Raw genomic sequence first — 16031 nt, 5'->3', positions numbered from 1 at the left:
CGTCCAGCCCGTCGAGTAGACACCTGACATGACCCAACAAGCCAGCCCCGTCAGCGGGCGGCCAGACGAGCTGATCGACCTTCCCGAGCTGGCGCGGACCTTTGGCCGTTACAAGTGGGGCATTGCCGCGCTGACCATTCTCGCCGCGGCGATCGCTGCGTTGATCGCGTTTTCGCTCAAGCCGGTCTACCGCGGCACCGTCAGCCTGCTGATCGAGTCGCAGAGCCAGCGCGTCGCGCAGATTGGCGACGTCTACGACAAGGCCACGCCGGAACTGGGATTCCTGTTCTCGCAGATGGCCGTGCTGCGCTCGCGCGATATCGCGCGCCAGGTCGTGACGCGCCTGGACCTGAGCAATGCCCCGGAATTCCAGCCCGATCCTGACGAGGAGCGTTTCGCGCTCAAGGATCTGCTCCAGTACCTGCCGTTCCTGCCGCCCGAGTTTACCCAGAGCGAGCCGGAGACCGAGGAGCAGCGCCTCGCCGGCCTGATCGACCAGGTCATGGAAAACACGACGGTCGAAGTGGTGCCGTACTCGCAAGTGATCACGGTTCACTACGACGCCGAATCGCCGGCACTGGCAGCGCGGGTGTCCAACGCACTGGCCGACCTGTATATCGAGAGCGGCCTGCAGGCCCGCCTCGACGCGACGACCAAGGCGACGACCTGGCTGACCGACAAGCTCGAAGACATCCAGAAGCAGCTCAGCGGCGCCGAAAAGTCCTTGCAGCAGTTCCGCGAGAAGGAAAACCTGGTCAATGTCGGCGGCACGCGCGGCCTGACCGAAGACGAAGTGCTCGACTATTCGCGGCGCCTGCGCGAGGCCCAGCGCGAGCGCTCGGACCTGCAGAACAGCTACGAAAAAATCCGCATGGCCGGCAACGATGCGCGCCGCCTGCGCGATGTGAGCGCACTGCTCAACGACCCGGTCGTCCAGCAGGCCAATTCGCGCTTCCTCGAAGCCCAGGAAGCCGTGCGCCAGGTCCAGGAGCGTTACGGCACCAAGCATCCGCAGATGGTCACCGCCAAGGCACGCCTCGACAACGCCGAAGCCGCCCTGAACGAGCAGCTGCGCATTGCTGCCGCCGGCATCCGCACCCGGTACGAGATTTCGCAGGCCTCGGAGAGCGATCTGTCGGCGCGCCTGCGCACCGCGAAGTCCAACGTCCAGCAGCTCGACCGCAAGGGCTATGAGCTGTCGGTGCTGGAGCGCGAAGTCACGACCTATCGCGAGCTGTACGACACCTTCCTGACGCGCTTCCGCGAAACCGATGTCGCCAGCAGCTATCAGAGCGTGTCGGCCCGCGTGATCGACCCGGCGGTCGAGCCGCGCAGCCCGCATTGGCCGAACAAGAAGAAGATCGTCCTGCTGTCGGCGATCGGCGCGCTGCTGGCTGGCATCATGCTGGCCGCCCTGCACCACCTGCTCAGCGAAGGCATCTCGAGCGCCGAGGAGATGGAATCGATTTCCCAGCTCGCGGTGTACGGCGTGCTGCCGCTGGTCCGCGGCTTCGGTGGGCGCAAGCAGAATCTGGTCAAGTACCTGACGAGCAACAGCCGCACACCCTTCGCCGAAGGCGTGCGCAGTACCTGCGCGGCGCTGCGCCTGAGCGGCGAGCACAAGCGCGTGATGGTCACCTCGTCGGTTCCGGCCGAAGGCAAGAGCAGCATCTGCGGTGCCTTGGCGATGACGCTGGGTGCCAGCGAAAAGGTCGTGCTGGTGGAAACCGACCTGCGCAAGCCGGTCATGCGCCGCTACTTCAACCTGCCGCCGTCGAGCAAAGGCGTCTCCGACGTCGTCAACGGCAGCACTTCGCTGGACGATGCGTTGCAATACAGCGAGGCCGGCAATATCTGGGTCCTGACCGCCGGCGGCAGCGTTGCCAACCCGGCCGATCTGCTGGTCAACCCGAAGTTCGCCGCGATCCTCGAACAGCTCGGCACCCGCTTCGATCGTGTCGTGCTCGACTCGCCGCCCTGCCAGGCCGCCTCGGATGCGCTGACCCTCGGACGCCTGGTCAGTGGCGTGCTGTTCGTGGTCAAGTCCGATGCGACGTCGCGTCGCGCGGTCAAGAATTCCCTGAAGCAGCTGCGCCATGCCGGCGTCACCATGCTCGGCACGGTGATGAATCAGGTCGACACGCGGCGCAATCCTCACTATGCCGACACGTACTACTACGCGTACGGCTATTACGGCTGAGCCCGATCTGTCGCGTCAGCCTCAACGGCAATCGAAACTCGACCGCCGTTCTCGCGCGCCCCTGAGCGGCGAGCGCGGCTGCAAGCCGGTTTGAACCCGTGAGCCGCGAGCGCAGCCCATCTCCCGCCGCAGCAGGAGCCAAAGGCCGTGTGCTCGGGCTGCTTCTGCTGCTGCCGGTTGTCGCCATCGCGGCGCTGTCCTGGCGCACGCTGTTTGCGGACCTGCAGATCGCCGTCACGGACGCGAAACTGACCGGCATCGCCTGGCGGGTCGATACGCTGGAGACCATCCGATATGCCGCAACGCTGACGCCCTGGCGCGCGGCGCCTCACGTTGCCGCGGCCCGCGCCCTGACCACCACCAAGGACCTGGATGCGGCGCTGGATGAAACCGCCATCGCCGCAGGACTCGATCCTTCCAGCTCGTTCCACTATCTCTACTGGGCACGCCTGCGCGGATCCAGCGATCGTTACGACCTGCCGATGCTGCGAGCCTACGAGCAGGCCATCGCAATGGCGCCCAACGATGACCACGTGCGCTGGACGGTGGCCACCGACGGGGTTCTGCGCTGGCGCCATGGCGATAGCGACCTGCGCGCGCTGTGGGCGCGCAGCATCGATTTCAATCTCGAACGCCGGCAGCGCAATGCCCTGCTCCGTGTGGTCGTCTACAACGGCAAGGAGGCGCCGTTGTGTGCCGCGCTCGGCAAACGCCCGAGCCTGGCCGAATGGTGCGCCTGGATCAAACCGGCGCGCGGCCGCTGTCTCGCCGAGAACCTGCCGCCCAAGGGCGAGCAGTGGTGTCTGACGACCGGCTTCCCGACCCTGACGGCGTTGCCGCCATGAGCGAATCGACTGCCATTGCGCGCAACCGGGCCGAGCGCGTCGTCTTCGCGCTGACGCTCGCTCTGGTGTTCTGGCTGCCGCTGCCCTGGGGCAGTCACCGCACCTGGTCGTCCGATCTGCTGGTCGTGCTCGCATCGACGCTGCTGGCGCTGCAGCTGCTGCTCGTTGCCACCGGTAACGCGAAGCTGGGGCCGCAGCTGCAGCGGCTGCTGCCGGGGCCTCTGCTGTGGTGGATTGTCTGGCTGCTGCTGGTCGGCGCCGCGCTGCTGCCGCTGGACTTCGAGCAGCTGCGCGACTGGTCGCCGCACGCCGCCGCAATCCATCAACAGGCCGCGGCCATCCTGGGGGCTCCGGTAACGCCGCGCATCAGCGTCTCGCCGTCGGCCACCGGCGACGCAGTCCTGCTGAGTTGCGGCTACGCCTGCCTGTATCTGCTGGTGATGCTCAGCTGCGCCGGAGATCCCCAGCGCCAGCGCAAGATGCTGGCGGTGCTTGCGATCGGCGGCGTGGTGCAGGCGACCTATGCCGGCCTGATGCTGCTGTCCGGGCTCGAATGGGGCTTCTTTGCCGAGAAGACAGCCTATCGCGGCGTCGCCACCGGTACCTTCGTCAATCGCAATCACCTGGCCAACTATCTCGCGATCACCGGCGGCGCCACGCTGGCGCTGATCCTCGCCGATCTCGGGCCCGGTTCGCGGGTCCAGGGGCTGCGCGGGCAGCTGCTGAATCTGGTCGACATGCTGTTCAGCGCCAAGATGCGCGCCCGCCTGTCGCTGATCATTCTGGTGATTGCCCTGATCCTGACCCGCTCGCGCATGGGCAATACCGCGTTCTTCGCCAGCCTCAGCGTCGCCGGCCTGGCGTTTGTCCTGCTGCGCCATCGCCGCTATGCGCTGCGCGCGCTGCTGCTGTTCGCCAGCATCGTGCTGGTCGACGTACTGATCGTCAGTAACTGGTATGGCCTCGAGCGGGTGGTCGACCGCATCGAGCAGACCGACTTGCAGACCGAGAACCGATCAGGCCTGCTGAGGGACGCCATGGGCACTCTGGACGCCTACGCGATCCCGGGCTCGGGGCTGGGCACGTTCTCCCAGGCACATGCCCCATTTCGCAGCGCAGCATCGCCGACCTTCTTCGACCACGCGCACAACGACTATGTGCAGTTCCTGGTCGAAACCGGGGTGGCCGGCCTGTTCCTGCTGGCGCTTTTTGTCGGCGGCCACGCCCTGCATGCGGTCCGTGTGATGGTTCAGCGCAAGACCCCGCTGCCGGCCGCCATCGGGGTCGGCGCCCTGATGGCGATGTCAGCCGAAGCCTTACATGCGACGACCGATTTCAACCTTCAAATTCCTGCAAATGTTGCATCTCTGTTGGTTCTGATGGCCCTGTCGGCCACTTGTGCCGAAACTTCCCGCGGCCGCCCCAACCGATCCGTAACAACAGGACGACGACGGCGTCAAGATGCCGTACACTCAGATCGAATGCCAAATGAACAGGCAGGGAGTGGAGAAACCCATGGAAGCTAGACGTGCCGTTGGAAGACTTGCGCTGGTTGTTGGCCTGAGCGCAATTTCCTGTGTTGTGTCCGCAGAAGGCGGTCGAGTCACCTACACATCGGGCAAGCCCGAGGTGATCGCCAGCGGCAAGACGCTCGAACTGTCGCGCAATCGCGCCTTGGCCGTCGGCAATACCGTGATTCTTCCGGTGGACAGCAAGGCCCAGTGGTGGATGGACGATGATTCGGTCATCTCCACCGCGCCGCTGACCAGCGTGCTGATTCGCGAACACAGCGTCGCAGCCGGCAAGGCGACCTACGTCATGTCGCAAGGTGCGATGCGCATCGTCTCCGGATCGATCAAGCCGTCGATCGAGACCCCGCTCGCCAACATCCAGGCGATCGGCACCGATTTCGCGGTCTTCAAGTGCAACAAGGAATGCGAGTCGCGCGCCGGTCTGTACGTGCGCGTCGCTGCGGGCCGCGCGGCGGTCAGCAATGCTGCGGGCCGCGTCGAAGCCGCCGCGGGCCAGATCGTCTACACGCCTTCCGCCAACTTCGCACCGATCATCATCGCTGCCGCGCCGTCGATTGTTCTCAGCGTGTTCGCCCAGCTCGAGTTCGATGCTGCGACGATTGATTTCACGCCGGCATCGCTCGATCTGAATCTGCGCGTAGGCGGTTCCGGCGTCATCATCCCGGTGCCGACTCCGACGCCAACGCCGACCGCCACGGCAACCAGCACGCCGACCGGTACGCCGATCCCGACGCCGACGATCACTGGCGGCCCGACGCCGACGCCTACCGCGACCGGCACCCCGGGTCCGACGCCGACCGGCACCGCAGTGCCGACACCGACGGGTACGCCGACCGGCACTCCGGTGCCGACACCGACCGGCACGCCGACGGGCACCCCGGTGCCGACGCCAACCGGTACGCCGGTGCCGACGCCGACCGCCACTCCGACGGCTACGGCTACACCGACCGCCACGGCCACGCCGACCGGCACGCCGATCCCGACGCCGCCGACACCGTCGCCAGGCAGCCCGTCGTAAGATCCGCTGAGTTGTAGTGACACCGCCGGGCCTGCTTACGCAGGCCCGGCTTCATTTTCGGCTTCGATAAACCTCAACTGGTGCGCGGATGGCCCCCAGCAACAACTCCGAATCCAATGCGTTCTCGCGTCGCCGCGTGGTCGTCACCGGGGGCGCCGGCTTCATCGGTTCACATCTGTGCCGTCGACTGCTGGCAGCCGGCGACGACGTTCTGTGCGTCGACAATTTCTTCACCGGCAGTCGCGACAACGTCCTTGAGCTGATGGACAACCCGCGCTTCGAGCTGACGCGGCATGACGTCACGTTTCCGCTGTACGTCGAGGTCGATCAGATCTACAACCTCGCCTGCCCCGCGTCGCCGATCCACTATCAGCACGACCCTGTGCAGACGACGAAGACCAGCGTGCACGGCGCGATCAACATGCTGGGTCTCGCCAAGCGCGTGAAGGCGCGCATCCTGCAGGCCTCGACCAGCGAGGTCTATGGCGATCCTCAGGTGCATCCGCAGACCGAGGAGTACTGGGGCCACGTCAATCCGATCGGCTTCCGCTCGTGCTACGACGAGGGCAAGCGCTGCGCCGAGACGCTGTTCTTCGACTATCACCGCCAGCACAAGCTGCAGATCAAGGTCGCACGCATCTTCAACACCTACGGCCCGAACATGCATCCCAACGACGGCCGCGTCGTGTCGAACTTCATCATGCAGGCGCTGCAGGATCAGCCGATCACGCTGTACGGCGACGGCAACCAGACCCGCTCGTTCTGCTATGTCGACGATCTGGTCGACGGCCTGTTCCGCCTGATGAATTCACCGGCCGAGGTCACCGGACCGATCAATCTCGGCAACCCCGGCGAGTTCACGATCCGCGAATTGGCCCAGCAGATCATCGAGCTGACCGGCTCGGCTTCGACGCTGAGCTTCAAGCCGCTGCCGCAGGACGACCCGCGCCAGCGCCAGCCCGACATCAGCAAGGCGCGCGATGCGCTCGACTGGGCTCCGACCGTCGCCTTGCGCGAGGGCCTGGTGAAAACGATCGCTTATTTCGACGCCAAGCTGAAGGCCTCGCGCTGAACCGCAGCAGCTGCTTCAGCCGATCAGCTTCAGCAGCTTTTCCAGTTCGGCCGCGCTGCGGAAGCTCACGGTGAGCTTGCCGCGACCGGCATCGGTCTGCTGCAGGCGCACCGGCAGGCCGAAGCGTTCGCTGAGCTGCTTCTCGAGCGCCGGCGCCGGCTTCTTGCCGGCTGTCCTCTTGGCCGGCGTCGAGGCGCCTTCCAGCTGAGCCTGCACCAGTTCCTCGGTCTGCCGCACCGACAGCTGACGCTCTACAACCTGCTTGCCGATATTCGACTGCGTTGCACCGTTGAGTCCGAGCAGCACCTTGGCGTGGCCCAGGCTCAGGTGGCCGTTGCGCAACAAGCTCTGCACGTCTTCGTTGAGCTCCATGACGCGCAGCAGGTTCGTGATGTGTGCGCGCGAGCGGCCGACGGCAGCGGCGGCCTTCTCATGCGTGAGCCCGCATTCCTGGATCAGCTTGTGCAGCGCTTCGGCTTCTTCCAGCGGATTCAGATCGGCGCGCTGGATATTCTCGACCAGCGCGACCGCCATCGCGGTACGTTCGTCGAGCGCGCGCACGATCACCGGCACGGTCTTGAGACCGGCCTGCTGCGCGGCGCGCCAGCGGCGTTCGCCGGCAACGATCTCGTAGCGGTTGGCGCCCACCGGGCGCGCGACGATCGGCTGCACGACACCCTGCGCGCGAATCGATTCGGCCAGCGATTCCAGCGCCGCCGCATCGAAGTGGCGGCGCGGCTGGTGCTTGCCCGGCTGCAGGCTTTCGACCGCCAGCTCGCGCAGCTCCTCGCCCGCCGCTTCGCCCGGATCGTTGCCGGAAGAGGCGCTGCTCAGCAAGACGTCGAGACCACGGCCCAGCCCACGCTTCTTCACGCTCATGCACTCAATCTCATTTGGCCGCCATCGTGGCGACGCAGGACTTCACCGGCCAGCTGCAGATAGGCCTTGGCACCGGTCGACGCCGGGTCGTAAGCCATCGCCGGCAGGCCATGGCTCGGCGCTTCGGCAAGGCGCACATTGCGCGGCACCAGCGTGCGGTAGACCTTGTCGCCGAAATGCTGGATCAGCTGATTCGAAACTTCCACCGCCAGGTTGTTGCGCGGGTCGTACATCGTGCGCAGGATGCCCTCGACCTCAAGCTTCGGATTGATGACGCGGCGGATCTTCTGGATCGTGTCCATCAGCGCGGACAGACCTTCGAGCGCGAAGTACTCGCACTGCATCGGGATCAGCACCCCGTCGGCCGCCACCAGCGCGTTGACCGTCAGCTTGGACAGCGCCGGCGGGCAATCGAGAATGACGTAGTCGTAGTCTTCGGCCACATCGGCAAGCACCGTCTTCAACGCGAAATCGCCGACCGCCACTTCGCGCAGCTTGATCTCGGCCTCGGTCATGTCCGGATTCGCCGGCAGCAGCGCCATGCCCAGGCTCGGCAGGTCGACGATCACGTCGCGGATGGCCGCCTGTTCGAGCAGCACGTCGCGCGCCGAATGCTTCAGTGCGCTCTTGTCGACGCCAACGCCCATCGTCGCGTTGCCCTGCGCATCGAGGTCGACCAGCAGCACGCGGCGTTTGGTCGAAGCCAGCGAAGCGGCGAGATTGATCGCAGTCGTGGTCTTGCCGACCCCGCCCTTCTGGTTGGCGACCGCAATGACATGGCTCATGGTGCAGCGTTCCCCGTTCCGTGATGCGTCGCGATGACGACGTGCCTGTCCTCGTCCAGCCCCGGCACCCGCAGACGGCGGGTTTCGAGTATCTGCACGCTCCCCGGCACGGCGATCAGCTCAGCGTCCTCTAGTTTGCCTTTCATGGCGAGCCAATGCCCACCCGGCGCCAGCAAAGGCGCGGTCGCCGCGAAAAAGGCATCCAGCGCGGCAAACGCGCGGCTGGTAATGCAATCAAAGGCCTGCGCAGGCTTCAGGGCCTCGACACGCGCCTCCTCGACCTGCACGTTCGGCAGACCCAGGGTCCGCACGGCATGCCGCATGAAGCGCGCCTTCTTGCCGTTGCTGTCGAGCACCGTGACATCGAGGGCCGGGTTGGCGATCGCCAGCACGATGCCCGGCAGACCGGCACCGGCACCGACGTCCAGCAAGCGTCCCGAAGCCAGCGGCAGCAGGGTCAGGGAATCGAGGATATGGCGGTTCAGCATGCCCTGCGGATCGCGCACCGCGGTGAGGTTGTAGGCGCTGTTCCACTTGTACAGCTCGCCGATGTAGCTCAGCAGCTGGGTCTGCACCGTCGCCGGCAAGTCCAGGCCCAGCGCGCGCAGGCCGGACTCCAGCGCTGGCCGGAGTTCGGTCAGCCAGAGGGCGAGCGGGGCGGGCGTCGGGTCAGCCATGCGGAGCAAGGGACAAAGAACGGCCGCGCAGTATACCCGCGCGGCCCCGCCCCTACGCCCACCAGGGTTTCAGCGAGTAGCCCGGGTGCAACCCGGGGCTGGCGGTTCGCAACAGCTGCAGGCCCCGGGTTTCACCCGGGCTACGAAACCCGCTTGCCTCATCGTTTCAACGAACCCAGGACCCCACGCAGGATGCTGCGCCCCAGCTCGCGACCGACCGTACTCGCGATGCTGCGGGTGGCGCTCTTCACCGCCGCCTCGACGACGGTGTCGCTGCGCCGGCTCGCGGTACGCGGGGCACTGCGCGGCGCGCTGGGTGCGGAGCGGCTGGGCTTGGAGCCGGTGGCGCGGTCCCACCAGCTTGTATCGTCCGCGGCAGGGGCTTCGGTCGCCACTGGCGGCGCGGCCGGAGCCCGGCTCGGTGCCGAGGCGGGCGTCTCGGCACGCGCCGCGAGCTTCTCGTAGGCCGACTCGCGATCGACGAGGGTTTCGTAGCGGCCGCCGACCGGGCTGCGGCTGATGACCAGCTTGCGCTCCTCCGGCGTGATCGCGCCCATCCGCGAGCGCGGCGGGCGGATCAGCGTGCGCTCGACGATGCCGGGGATGCCCTTGTCCTGCAGCGTCGAGACCAGCGCCTCGCCGACGCCGAGTTCGGTGATCGCGGTCTCGACGTTGAGGTTCGGATTGCTGCGGAAAGTCTCCGCGGCGGCGCGTACCGCCTTCTGGTCGCGCGGCGTGAACGCGCGCAGCGCGTGCTGTACGCGGTTGCCGAGCTGGCCGAGCACTTCGTCCGGCAGGTCGAGCGGATTCTGCGTCACGAAGTAGACGCCGACGCCCTTCGAGCGGATCAGGCGCACGACCTGCTCGATCTTCTCGACCAGCGCCTTGGGCGCGTCCTTGAACAGCAGGTGTGCCTCGTCGAAGAAGAAGACCAGCTTCGGTTTCTCGGCGTCACCCTGCTCGGGCAGATTCTCGAACAACTCCGACAGCAACCACAGCAGGAACGTCGAATACAGCTTGGGCTTCTGGAACAGCTTGTCGGCGGCCAGCACGTTGACGATGCCTCGACCGGTCAGGTCGGTGCGCATGAAGTCGTTGAGATCGAGCGCCGGCTCGCCGAAGAACGCTTCGGCGCCGTCTTCTTCCAGCTGCAGCAGCGCGCGCTGGATCGCGCCGATCGACGCCTTGCTGACGAGGCCATATTCGCTGCCGAGCGCCTTGGCGTTATCGGCGACATGCATCAGCGTCGCACGCAGATCCTTCAGATCGAGCAGCAGCAGGCCCTGGTCGTCGGCGTACTTGAAGACCAGGCTCAGCACCGCGTCCTGCACGTCGGACAGATCGAGCAGCCGCGACAGCAGCAGCGGCCCCATGTCCGACACCGTCGCGCGCACCGGATGCCCGGACTGGCCGAACACATCCCAGAAGACTGTCGGGCACGCCGCCGGCGCATAGCCTTCGAGCCCGATCTGCGCCGCGCGCTCGGCGAGCTTCGGCTTGGCCTCGCCGATCATCGCCACGCCGGACAGATCGCCCTTGATGTCCGCCGCGAACACCGGCACGCCGATCTCGGAAAACCCTTCGGCGAGCACCTGCAGCGTCACCGTCTTGCCGGTGCCGGTCGCGCCCGCCACCAGACCATGCCGGTTGGCGTAGGCGCCGAGAATGCGTTGTGGGGTTTCGCCCTTGCCGATAAGGATGTCGCTGGTCATGTGTTCGTCCCTGAGTATTGTTTTCTAGCCGCCAAACATCTTAGCCGCTGAACCTGCAAATCGATGCCGTGGCATCAATCCCGACAGGGCTCGGCCATCTCCCCGTAATGCGCATCTTCGGCATAGATCCATTTGCGCTTCTCGAAATCCAGAATGAACTCCGTACTGCCAATGCGGCCCCAGAACGCGACAATGTGCAGCAGCTTCTCGTTGATCCACCGAGCCTGCACCCCATGGCTCGTATGATTCGACACTCTGACCGCCAATGCCGGCACGAGGTCAGCCCCATCGTAGAGGTAGATCATCGTCTGCCAGGGCCCGTCTTTCATCGTGTCCGGCTTCAGCAGGCGAAAACGCCGCGTCCCTTCCGGCGCGGCTGCGGCAGGTTCAAGCTGAGTCGCATCCGGCCCGCTTGCAGATTTCGAGTTCGCAATGAGTTCCACGTTCTTCAAAGCTTCAGCATCCGGCGGCTCGTAAAGCACGCGCGCGTCGCTGCAGCGCAGGTCGGGCTCCTTCGCGAAAGCGGGCGTCGCGATGCAGCCAAGCATCACCATCGCGCACATCTTCATCGCTGAGCGGATCACAGACGTCTCCGGTGTCTTCTACTTCGGCAGCGCCTCGACCGTCGCCACCAGTTGATCGCGCAGCCAGCGGTTCGCCGGTTCGCTGTCGACGCTCGCATGCCAGTAGAGATACGCATCCATCGCCGGCATCTCCATCGGGAACGCAAGAATCTGGTTGTCGAACTGCCGGTTGGCGATGCTCGCATAGCGCTCCGGCATCGTCAGCAGAAGGTCGCTCTGGCTGACGACGCGGCACGCCGCGAAGTAGTGCTGGCAGCGCAGGCGGATGCGGCGCTTGAGGCCCTGACGGTTGAGTTCGACATCTTCCATGCCGGGGCCGCTGCGGCGCGAGCTGACCAGCACGTGATGAGCACGCAGATAGGCGGCGAGATTCAGCGTCTTTACCGTCGCGGGATGGTTCTTGCGCGCGACGATGACGAGGCGGTCGGTCGAGATCAGTTGATGATGGATTTCATCCGACAGCGGCAGCAGCACATCGAGCGCGGCGTCGAGGCTGCCGGCGGCGAGTTCGGATTCCAGCGTGCGGCGATCGGCGCGGATCGCGCTGATGTCGACTGACGGCGCGGCGGTGGCCACGCGCGCAAGCAGCGGCGGCAGCACGGTGGATTCAAGCACGTCGCGCACGGCAATATGGAAATGCCGCTGCGTCGTCGCCGGATCGAACTGCTGCAGTTCGTTGAGCGTGACTTCCAGACTGTGCAGGGTGCGCCGCACCGGCTGCATCAGGTTGCGCGCGAGCGGCGTCGGCACCATGCGCCGGCCTTCGCGGATGAACAGCGGGTCGTTGAACATCTCGCGCAGGCGGCCGAGCGCGTGGCTGATCGCCGGCTGGGTCAGGTGCAGCTTCTCGCCGGCCTTGGTGATGCCGCCTTCGCTGAAGATGGCGTCGAGCACGACGAGCAGGTTCAGGTCGATCCGGTGCAGATGCACAGCGCTTATCCCGGGGGATGCAGATTATTCATTGGAATGATCCTATGCCCAGGCCTAGGCTGCCGCAAGCTCCTTAAAACCTGCCGCGAGATCCGTCATGACCGACAACCCGACCCCCGCCCCCAAGCAGCTCTTCGACCTCAGCGGCAAGGTCGCCCTGGTCACCGGCGCGAGCCGCGGCATCGGCGAATCGATCGCCAAGACGCTCGCCGCCTACGGCGCGCACGTGATCGTCTCGAGCCGCAAGATCGACGGCTGCCATCGCGTCGTCGACGAGATCAAGGCCGCCGGCGGCAAGGCCGAGGCCTTCGCCTGCCATATCGGCGAAATGGAACAGATCGACACGGTGTTCACGCATATCGAGAAGACTCACGGCCGCCTCGACATCCTCGTCAACAACGCCGCCGCGAATCCTTACTTCGGGCCGATTGCCGATACCGACCTCAGCGCGTTCCAAAAAACGCTCGACGTCAACATCCGCGGCTATTTCTTCATGTCGACCGCCGGCTACAAGTTGATGAAGAAAAACGGCGGCGGCGCGATCGTCAACACCGCATCGGTCAACGGCGTGATCCCCGGCCCCTACCAGGGCATCTATTCGATCACGAAGGCCGCGGTGATTTCGATGACGCATGCCTGCGCCAAGGAGTGGGCGCCGGAGAAGGTGCGCGTCAACGCACTGCTGCCGGGCATCACCGACACCAAGTTCGCGTCGGCACTGGTCAACAACCCGCAGATGATGAAGGTCATGGGCGGCAAGGTGCCGATGTCGCGCGTCGCGCACCCGGACGAAATGGCTGCCGCGGTGCTGTACCTCGTCTCGCCCGGTGCGTCGTACACAACCGGCGTGACGCTCAATGTCGACGGCGGTTATCTGACGGCCTGATGCGATGAACGATCTCAAGGGCAAAGTCGCCGTCATCACCGGCGCCGGCAGCGGCTTCGGCCGCGAACTCGCGATCCTCTGCGCCGCCGAAGGCATGCGCCTCGCGCTCGCCGACATCAATGAAGAAGGCCTGAAGGCCACGCAGGCGCTACTGCCGGCCGGCACCGAGTCGCTGCTGCAGCGCGTCGATGTCTCGAAGGCTGAATCGGTCGAAGCGCTCGCCGATGCGACGTATGCAAAGTTCGGCGCCGCGAACCTGCTGTTCAACAACGCCGGCGTCGCCGTCGCCGGACCGACCTGGACGACGACGCTCGACGAGTGGAACTGGGTGCTCGGCGTGAACCTGATGGGCGTCGTCCACGGCGTCCGCACGTTCGTGCCGCGCATGCTCAAGCAGAACGACAGCTGCCATATCGTCAACACCGCCTCGGTCGCCGGCCTGCTCAGCGTGCCGGCGTCGAGCATCTACTGCGTCAGCAAGCACGGCGTGGTGACGTTGTCGGAATGCCTGCACCATGAATTGACCGCGACGCGCGCGAGCATCGGCGTGTCGGTGCTATGCCCTGCTTTCGTCAATACCGGCATCGCCGATTCTCCAGCGCATCGCCCGGCCGAGTTGTCCGCCGCCAATCCGCTCGCGTCCGAATACGAGGAGCGCGTCCGCAAGGCGGTGCGCGCCGGCAAGCTGTCGGCGACCGACATCGCGCGCGCGACGATGGATGCCGTCAAGGCGAATCGCTTCTACATCCTGACCCACAACAACATCAAACCCGCGATCGAACTGCGCATGCGCGACATCATCGATGGCCGCGCACCGACGAACCCGATGCCCTGAGGCCAAGAGAAAAACATGAAAGCCCTGCTCTGCAAATCCTTCGGCCCGCCGGAATCCCTCGTTCTCGAAGACGTCGCCGTCGGCGCGCCGGACGAATACCAGGCACTGATCCGCGTCCACGCCGCCGGCGTAAATTTTCCCGACACCCTGATCATCCAGGGCAAGTACCAGTTCAAGCCGGACCTGCCGTTCTCGGCCGGCGGCGAATGCTCGGGCGTCGTCGAAGCGGTCGGCGCCAAGGTCAAGAACGTCAAGGTCGGTGACAAGGTGATTGCCTTCACCGGCTGGGGCGCGTTCGCCGAACAGCTGCTCGCCGATTCGCGCGCGCTGATACCGATGCCGGCGGAGATGGACTTCGTTACCGCCGCGTCGTTCGTGATGACCTATGCGACCTCGTATCACGCGCTGAAGGATCGCGCCGCACTGAAGGCCGGCGAGACGCTGCTCGTGCTCGGCGCGTCCGGCGGCGTCGGTCTCGCCGCGATCGAGATCGGCAAGGCACTCGGCGCGAAGGTGATCGCCGCGGCATCGACCGCCGAGAAGCTCGCGGTCTGCAAGGAGCACGGCGCCGACGAGTTGATCAATTACAGCAGCGAAGACCTCAAGGCACGCATCAAGGAACTGACCGGCGGCAAGGGCGTCAACGTCGTCTACGATCCGGTCGGTGGCGACTACAGCGAAGCGGCGTTCCGCAGCATCGCCTGGCGCGGGCGCTTCCTCGTCATCGGTTTCGCCAATGGCGAGATTCCGAAGATTCCGCTGAACCTGCCGCTGCTCAAGGGCGCCGACATCGTCGGCGTGTTCTGGGGCGATTACGCGAAGCGCGAAGCGATGAACAACCTGATGGACCTGCGCGTGCTGCTCGGCTGGTTGAAGGAAGGCAAGCTCAAGCCGCACATCGCCGGCACTTTCCCGCTGACGCAGGGCGGCGCCGCGATCCGCCAGCTGATGGACCGCAAGGTCTCCGGCAAGCTCGTCATCACGCCGCAGGCTTAACCATGTCGACGATTCCAGTGCAGGAGAAGCATCGCTTCGACATCGCTGCGCTACAGCGTTACATGCAGCAGCACGTCGAAGGGTTCAGCGGCGAGCTGAACGTCGAGCAGTTCAAAGGTGGCCAGTCGAATCCGACTTACAAACTCACGGCCGGTGGCAAGAGCTATGTGCTGCGCCGCAAGCCGCCCGGCAAGCTGCTCGCGTCCGCGCATGCGGTCGATCGCGAGTACACGGTCATCAGCGCGCTGGACGGCAGCAAGGTACCGGTCGCGAAAACCTATTGCCTCTGCGAAGACGACAGCGTCATCGGCACCGCCTTCTACATCATGGACTGCGTCGAAGGCCGCGTGCTGTGGGATCCCGCGCTGCCGGACGCGACGCCGGAGATCCGGCGCGCGATGTTCGATGAGATGAACCGTGTCATCGCCGCGCTGCATCAGGTCGACTACACGAAGATCGGCCTCGCCGAGTACGGCAAGCCGGGCAACTACTTCGCGCGCCAGATCAGCCGCTGGACCAAGCAGTACCGCGCATCCGAGACCGAGCGCATCGACGCGATGGATCGCCTGATCGCCTGGTTGCCGGAACACATCCCGCCCGGCGACGAAACGACGATCGTCCATGGCGACTATCGCCTCGACAACATGATCTTTCATCCAACCGAGCCGCGCGTACTCGCGGTGCTCGACTGGGAGCTGTCGACGCTCGGCCATCCGCTCGCCGACTTCGCCTATCACTGCATGACTTGGCACATCCCGGCTGGCGTGTTCCGCGGCCTGGGCGGCGCCAAGCTCAAGGACCTCGGCATTCCGAGCGAAGCTGAGTACGTGCGCAGTTACTGCGAGCGCACCGGCCGCGGCCCGATTGACGCGGATCACTGGGACTTCTACATGGCCTACAACCTGTTTCGCCTCGCGGCGATCCTGCAGGGCATTGCGGGTCGCGTGAAGGACGGCACGGCATCCAGCGCACAGGCGCAGCAGATGGGCGCCGCAGCCAAACCGCTCTCCGATCTGGCCTGGCACCAGGTCGAAAAAATTCTCGCGCGCAAATCCTGACGCGCCGCTGCACAACGGACGA

15 protein-coding genes are annotated in these 16031 nt (G+C 65.6%); 9 read left to right on the top strand and 6 right to left on the bottom strand.

What is annotated here, in order from left to right; genetic code table 11:
- Positions 1-28: 28 nt before the first annotated feature.
- The 5 genes from AC3WUF_RS02695 (at position 29) to AC3WUF_RS02675 (ending at position 6667) form a co-directional block, all read left to right on the top strand.
- Positions 29-2200 carry a GumC family protein gene (locus AC3WUF_RS02695; protein ID WP_492422158.1) on the top strand — a complete coding sequence of 724 codons (2172 nt, stop codon included), beginning with the start codon at positions 29-31 and terminating at the stop codon, positions 2198-2200.
- A gap of 149 nt (positions 2201-2349) precedes the next feature.
- Positions 2350-3045, top strand: a complete 696-nt coding sequence (locus AC3WUF_RS02690) for a hypothetical protein (RefSeq protein ID WP_492422156.1) — start codon at positions 2350-2352, stop codon at positions 3043-3045.
- Positions 3042-4571, top strand: a complete 1530-nt coding sequence (locus tag AC3WUF_RS02685; RefSeq protein WP_492422154.1) for an O-antigen ligase family protein — start codon at positions 3042-3044, stop codon at positions 4569-4571. The genes AC3WUF_RS02690 and AC3WUF_RS02685 overlap by 4 nt, the downstream gene beginning before the upstream one ends.
- Positions 4561-5595, top strand: coding sequence for a FecR family protein (locus tag AC3WUF_RS02680; protein ID WP_492422152.1), 1035 nt, complete (start codon positions 4561-4563; stop codon positions 5593-5595). Before AC3WUF_RS02685 ends, AC3WUF_RS02680 begins: the two co-directional genes overlap by 11 nt.
- Before the next feature lie 88 nt (positions 5596-5683).
- Complete coding sequence (locus AC3WUF_RS02675; RefSeq protein WP_492422150.1) at positions 5684-6667, top strand: UDP-glucuronic acid decarboxylase family protein; 984 nt, start codon at positions 5684-5686, stop codon at positions 6665-6667.
- Positions 6668-6682: 15 nt separating this feature from the next.
- On the opposite strand, the gene AC3WUF_RS02670 is transcribed toward AC3WUF_RS02675, so the two are convergent.
- From AC3WUF_RS02670 to AC3WUF_RS02645, 6 genes are all read right to left on the bottom strand, one after another.
- Entirely contained in the window at positions 6683-7546 is an 864-nt protein-coding gene (locus AC3WUF_RS02670) for a ParB/RepB/Spo0J family partition protein (protein ID WP_492422148.1), read from the bottom strand.
- Complete coding sequence (locus AC3WUF_RS02665) at positions 7543-8331, bottom strand: ParA family protein (protein WP_492422146.1); 789 nt, start codon at positions 8329-8331, stop codon at positions 7543-7545. The genes AC3WUF_RS02670 and AC3WUF_RS02665 overlap by 4 nt, the downstream gene beginning before the upstream one ends.
- Entirely contained in the window at positions 8328-9008 is a 681-nt protein-coding gene (gene rsmG, locus AC3WUF_RS02660; protein WP_492422144.1) for a 16S rRNA (guanine(527)-N(7))-methyltransferase RsmG, read from the bottom strand. The genes AC3WUF_RS02665 and rsmG overlap by 4 nt, the downstream gene beginning before the upstream one ends.
- A gap of 158 nt (positions 9009-9166) precedes the next feature.
- A complete protein-coding gene (locus AC3WUF_RS02655; RefSeq protein WP_492422142.1) occupies positions 9167-10720 on the bottom strand; it encodes a helicase HerA-like domain-containing protein in 1554 nt (517 codons plus the stop codon).
- 74 nt (positions 10721-10794) lie between these two features.
- Entirely contained in the window at positions 10795-11304 is a 510-nt protein-coding gene (locus AC3WUF_RS02650) for a hypothetical protein (protein ID WP_492422140.1), read from the bottom strand.
- An 18-nt stretch (positions 11305-11322) separates the two neighbouring features.
- Complete coding sequence (locus AC3WUF_RS02645) at positions 11323-12234, bottom strand: LysR family transcriptional regulator (RefSeq protein ID WP_492422139.1); 912 nt, start codon at positions 12232-12234, stop codon at positions 11323-11325.
- A gap of 97 nt (positions 12235-12331) precedes the next feature.
- On the opposite strand from AC3WUF_RS02645, the gene AC3WUF_RS02640 reads away from it, so the two are divergent.
- From AC3WUF_RS02640 to AC3WUF_RS02625, 4 genes are read left to right on the top strand one after another with little or no spacing between them, the layout of a single operon-like run.
- Positions 12332-13120, top strand: a complete 789-nt coding sequence (locus tag AC3WUF_RS02640) for an SDR family oxidoreductase (protein WP_492422137.1) — start codon at positions 12332-12334, stop codon at positions 13118-13120.
- 4 nt (positions 13121-13124) lie between these two features.
- Entirely contained in the window at positions 13125-13955 is an 831-nt protein-coding gene (locus AC3WUF_RS02635) for an SDR family NAD(P)-dependent oxidoreductase (protein ID WP_492422135.1), read from the top strand.
- A gap of 15 nt (positions 13956-13970) precedes the next feature.
- Positions 13971-14951, top strand: a complete 981-nt coding sequence (locus tag AC3WUF_RS02630) for an NADPH:quinone oxidoreductase family protein (protein ID WP_492422133.1) — start codon at positions 13971-13973, stop codon at positions 14949-14951.
- A gap of 2 nt (positions 14952-14953) precedes the next feature.
- Positions 14954-16009, top strand: a complete 1056-nt coding sequence (locus tag AC3WUF_RS02625; RefSeq protein ID WP_492422131.1) for a phosphotransferase — start codon at positions 14954-14956, stop codon at positions 16007-16009.
- Positions 16010-16031: the final 22 nt, after the last annotated feature.

The sequence above is a fragment of the Fontimonas sp. FW305-C-3 genome (genome assembly GCF_058783185.1).
This window is presented reverse-complemented; position numbering and strand designations above follow the sequence as displayed.

Coding starts and splice junctions, on each gene's coding strand:
- AC3WUF_RS02665 (WP_492422146.1), bottom strand. CDS start 8,331: ATGAGCCATGTCATTGCGGTCGCCAACCAGAAGGGCGGGGTCGGCAAG.
- AC3WUF_RS02625 (WP_492422131.1), top strand. CDS start 14,954: ATGTCGACGATTCCAGTGCAGGAGAAGCATCGCTTCGACATCGCTGCG.
- AC3WUF_RS02640 (WP_492422137.1), top strand. CDS start 12,332: ATGACCGACAACCCGACCCCCGCCCCCAAGCAGCTCTTCGACCTCAGC.
- rsmG (WP_492422144.1), bottom strand. CDS start 9,008: ATGGCTGACCCGACGCCCGCCCCGCTCGCCCTCTGGCTGACCGAACTC.
- AC3WUF_RS02630 (WP_492422133.1), top strand. CDS start 13,971: ATGAAAGCCCTGCTCTGCAAATCCTTCGGCCCGCCGGAATCCCTCGTT.
- AC3WUF_RS02635 (WP_492422135.1), top strand. CDS start 13,125: ATGAACGATCTCAAGGGCAAAGTCGCCGTCATCACCGGCGCCGGCAGC.
- AC3WUF_RS02670 (WP_492422148.1), bottom strand. CDS start 7,546: ATGAGCGTGAAGAAGCGTGGGCTGGGCCGTGGTCTCGACGTCTTGCTG.
- AC3WUF_RS02685 (WP_492422154.1), top strand. CDS start 3,042: ATGAGCGAATCGACTGCCATTGCGCGCAACCGGGCCGAGCGCGTCGTC.
- AC3WUF_RS02655 (WP_492422142.1), bottom strand. CDS start 10,720: ATGACCAGCGACATCCTTATCGGCAAGGGCGAAACCCCACAACGCATT.
- AC3WUF_RS02695 (WP_492422158.1), top strand. CDS start 29: ATGACCCAACAAGCCAGCCCCGTCAGCGGGCGGCCAGACGAGCTGATC.
- AC3WUF_RS02675 (WP_492422150.1), top strand. CDS start 5,684: ATGGCCCCCAGCAACAACTCCGAATCCAATGCGTTCTCGCGTCGCCGC.
- AC3WUF_RS02680 (WP_492422152.1), top strand. CDS start 4,561: ATGGAAGCTAGACGTGCCGTTGGAAGACTTGCGCTGGTTGTTGGCCTG.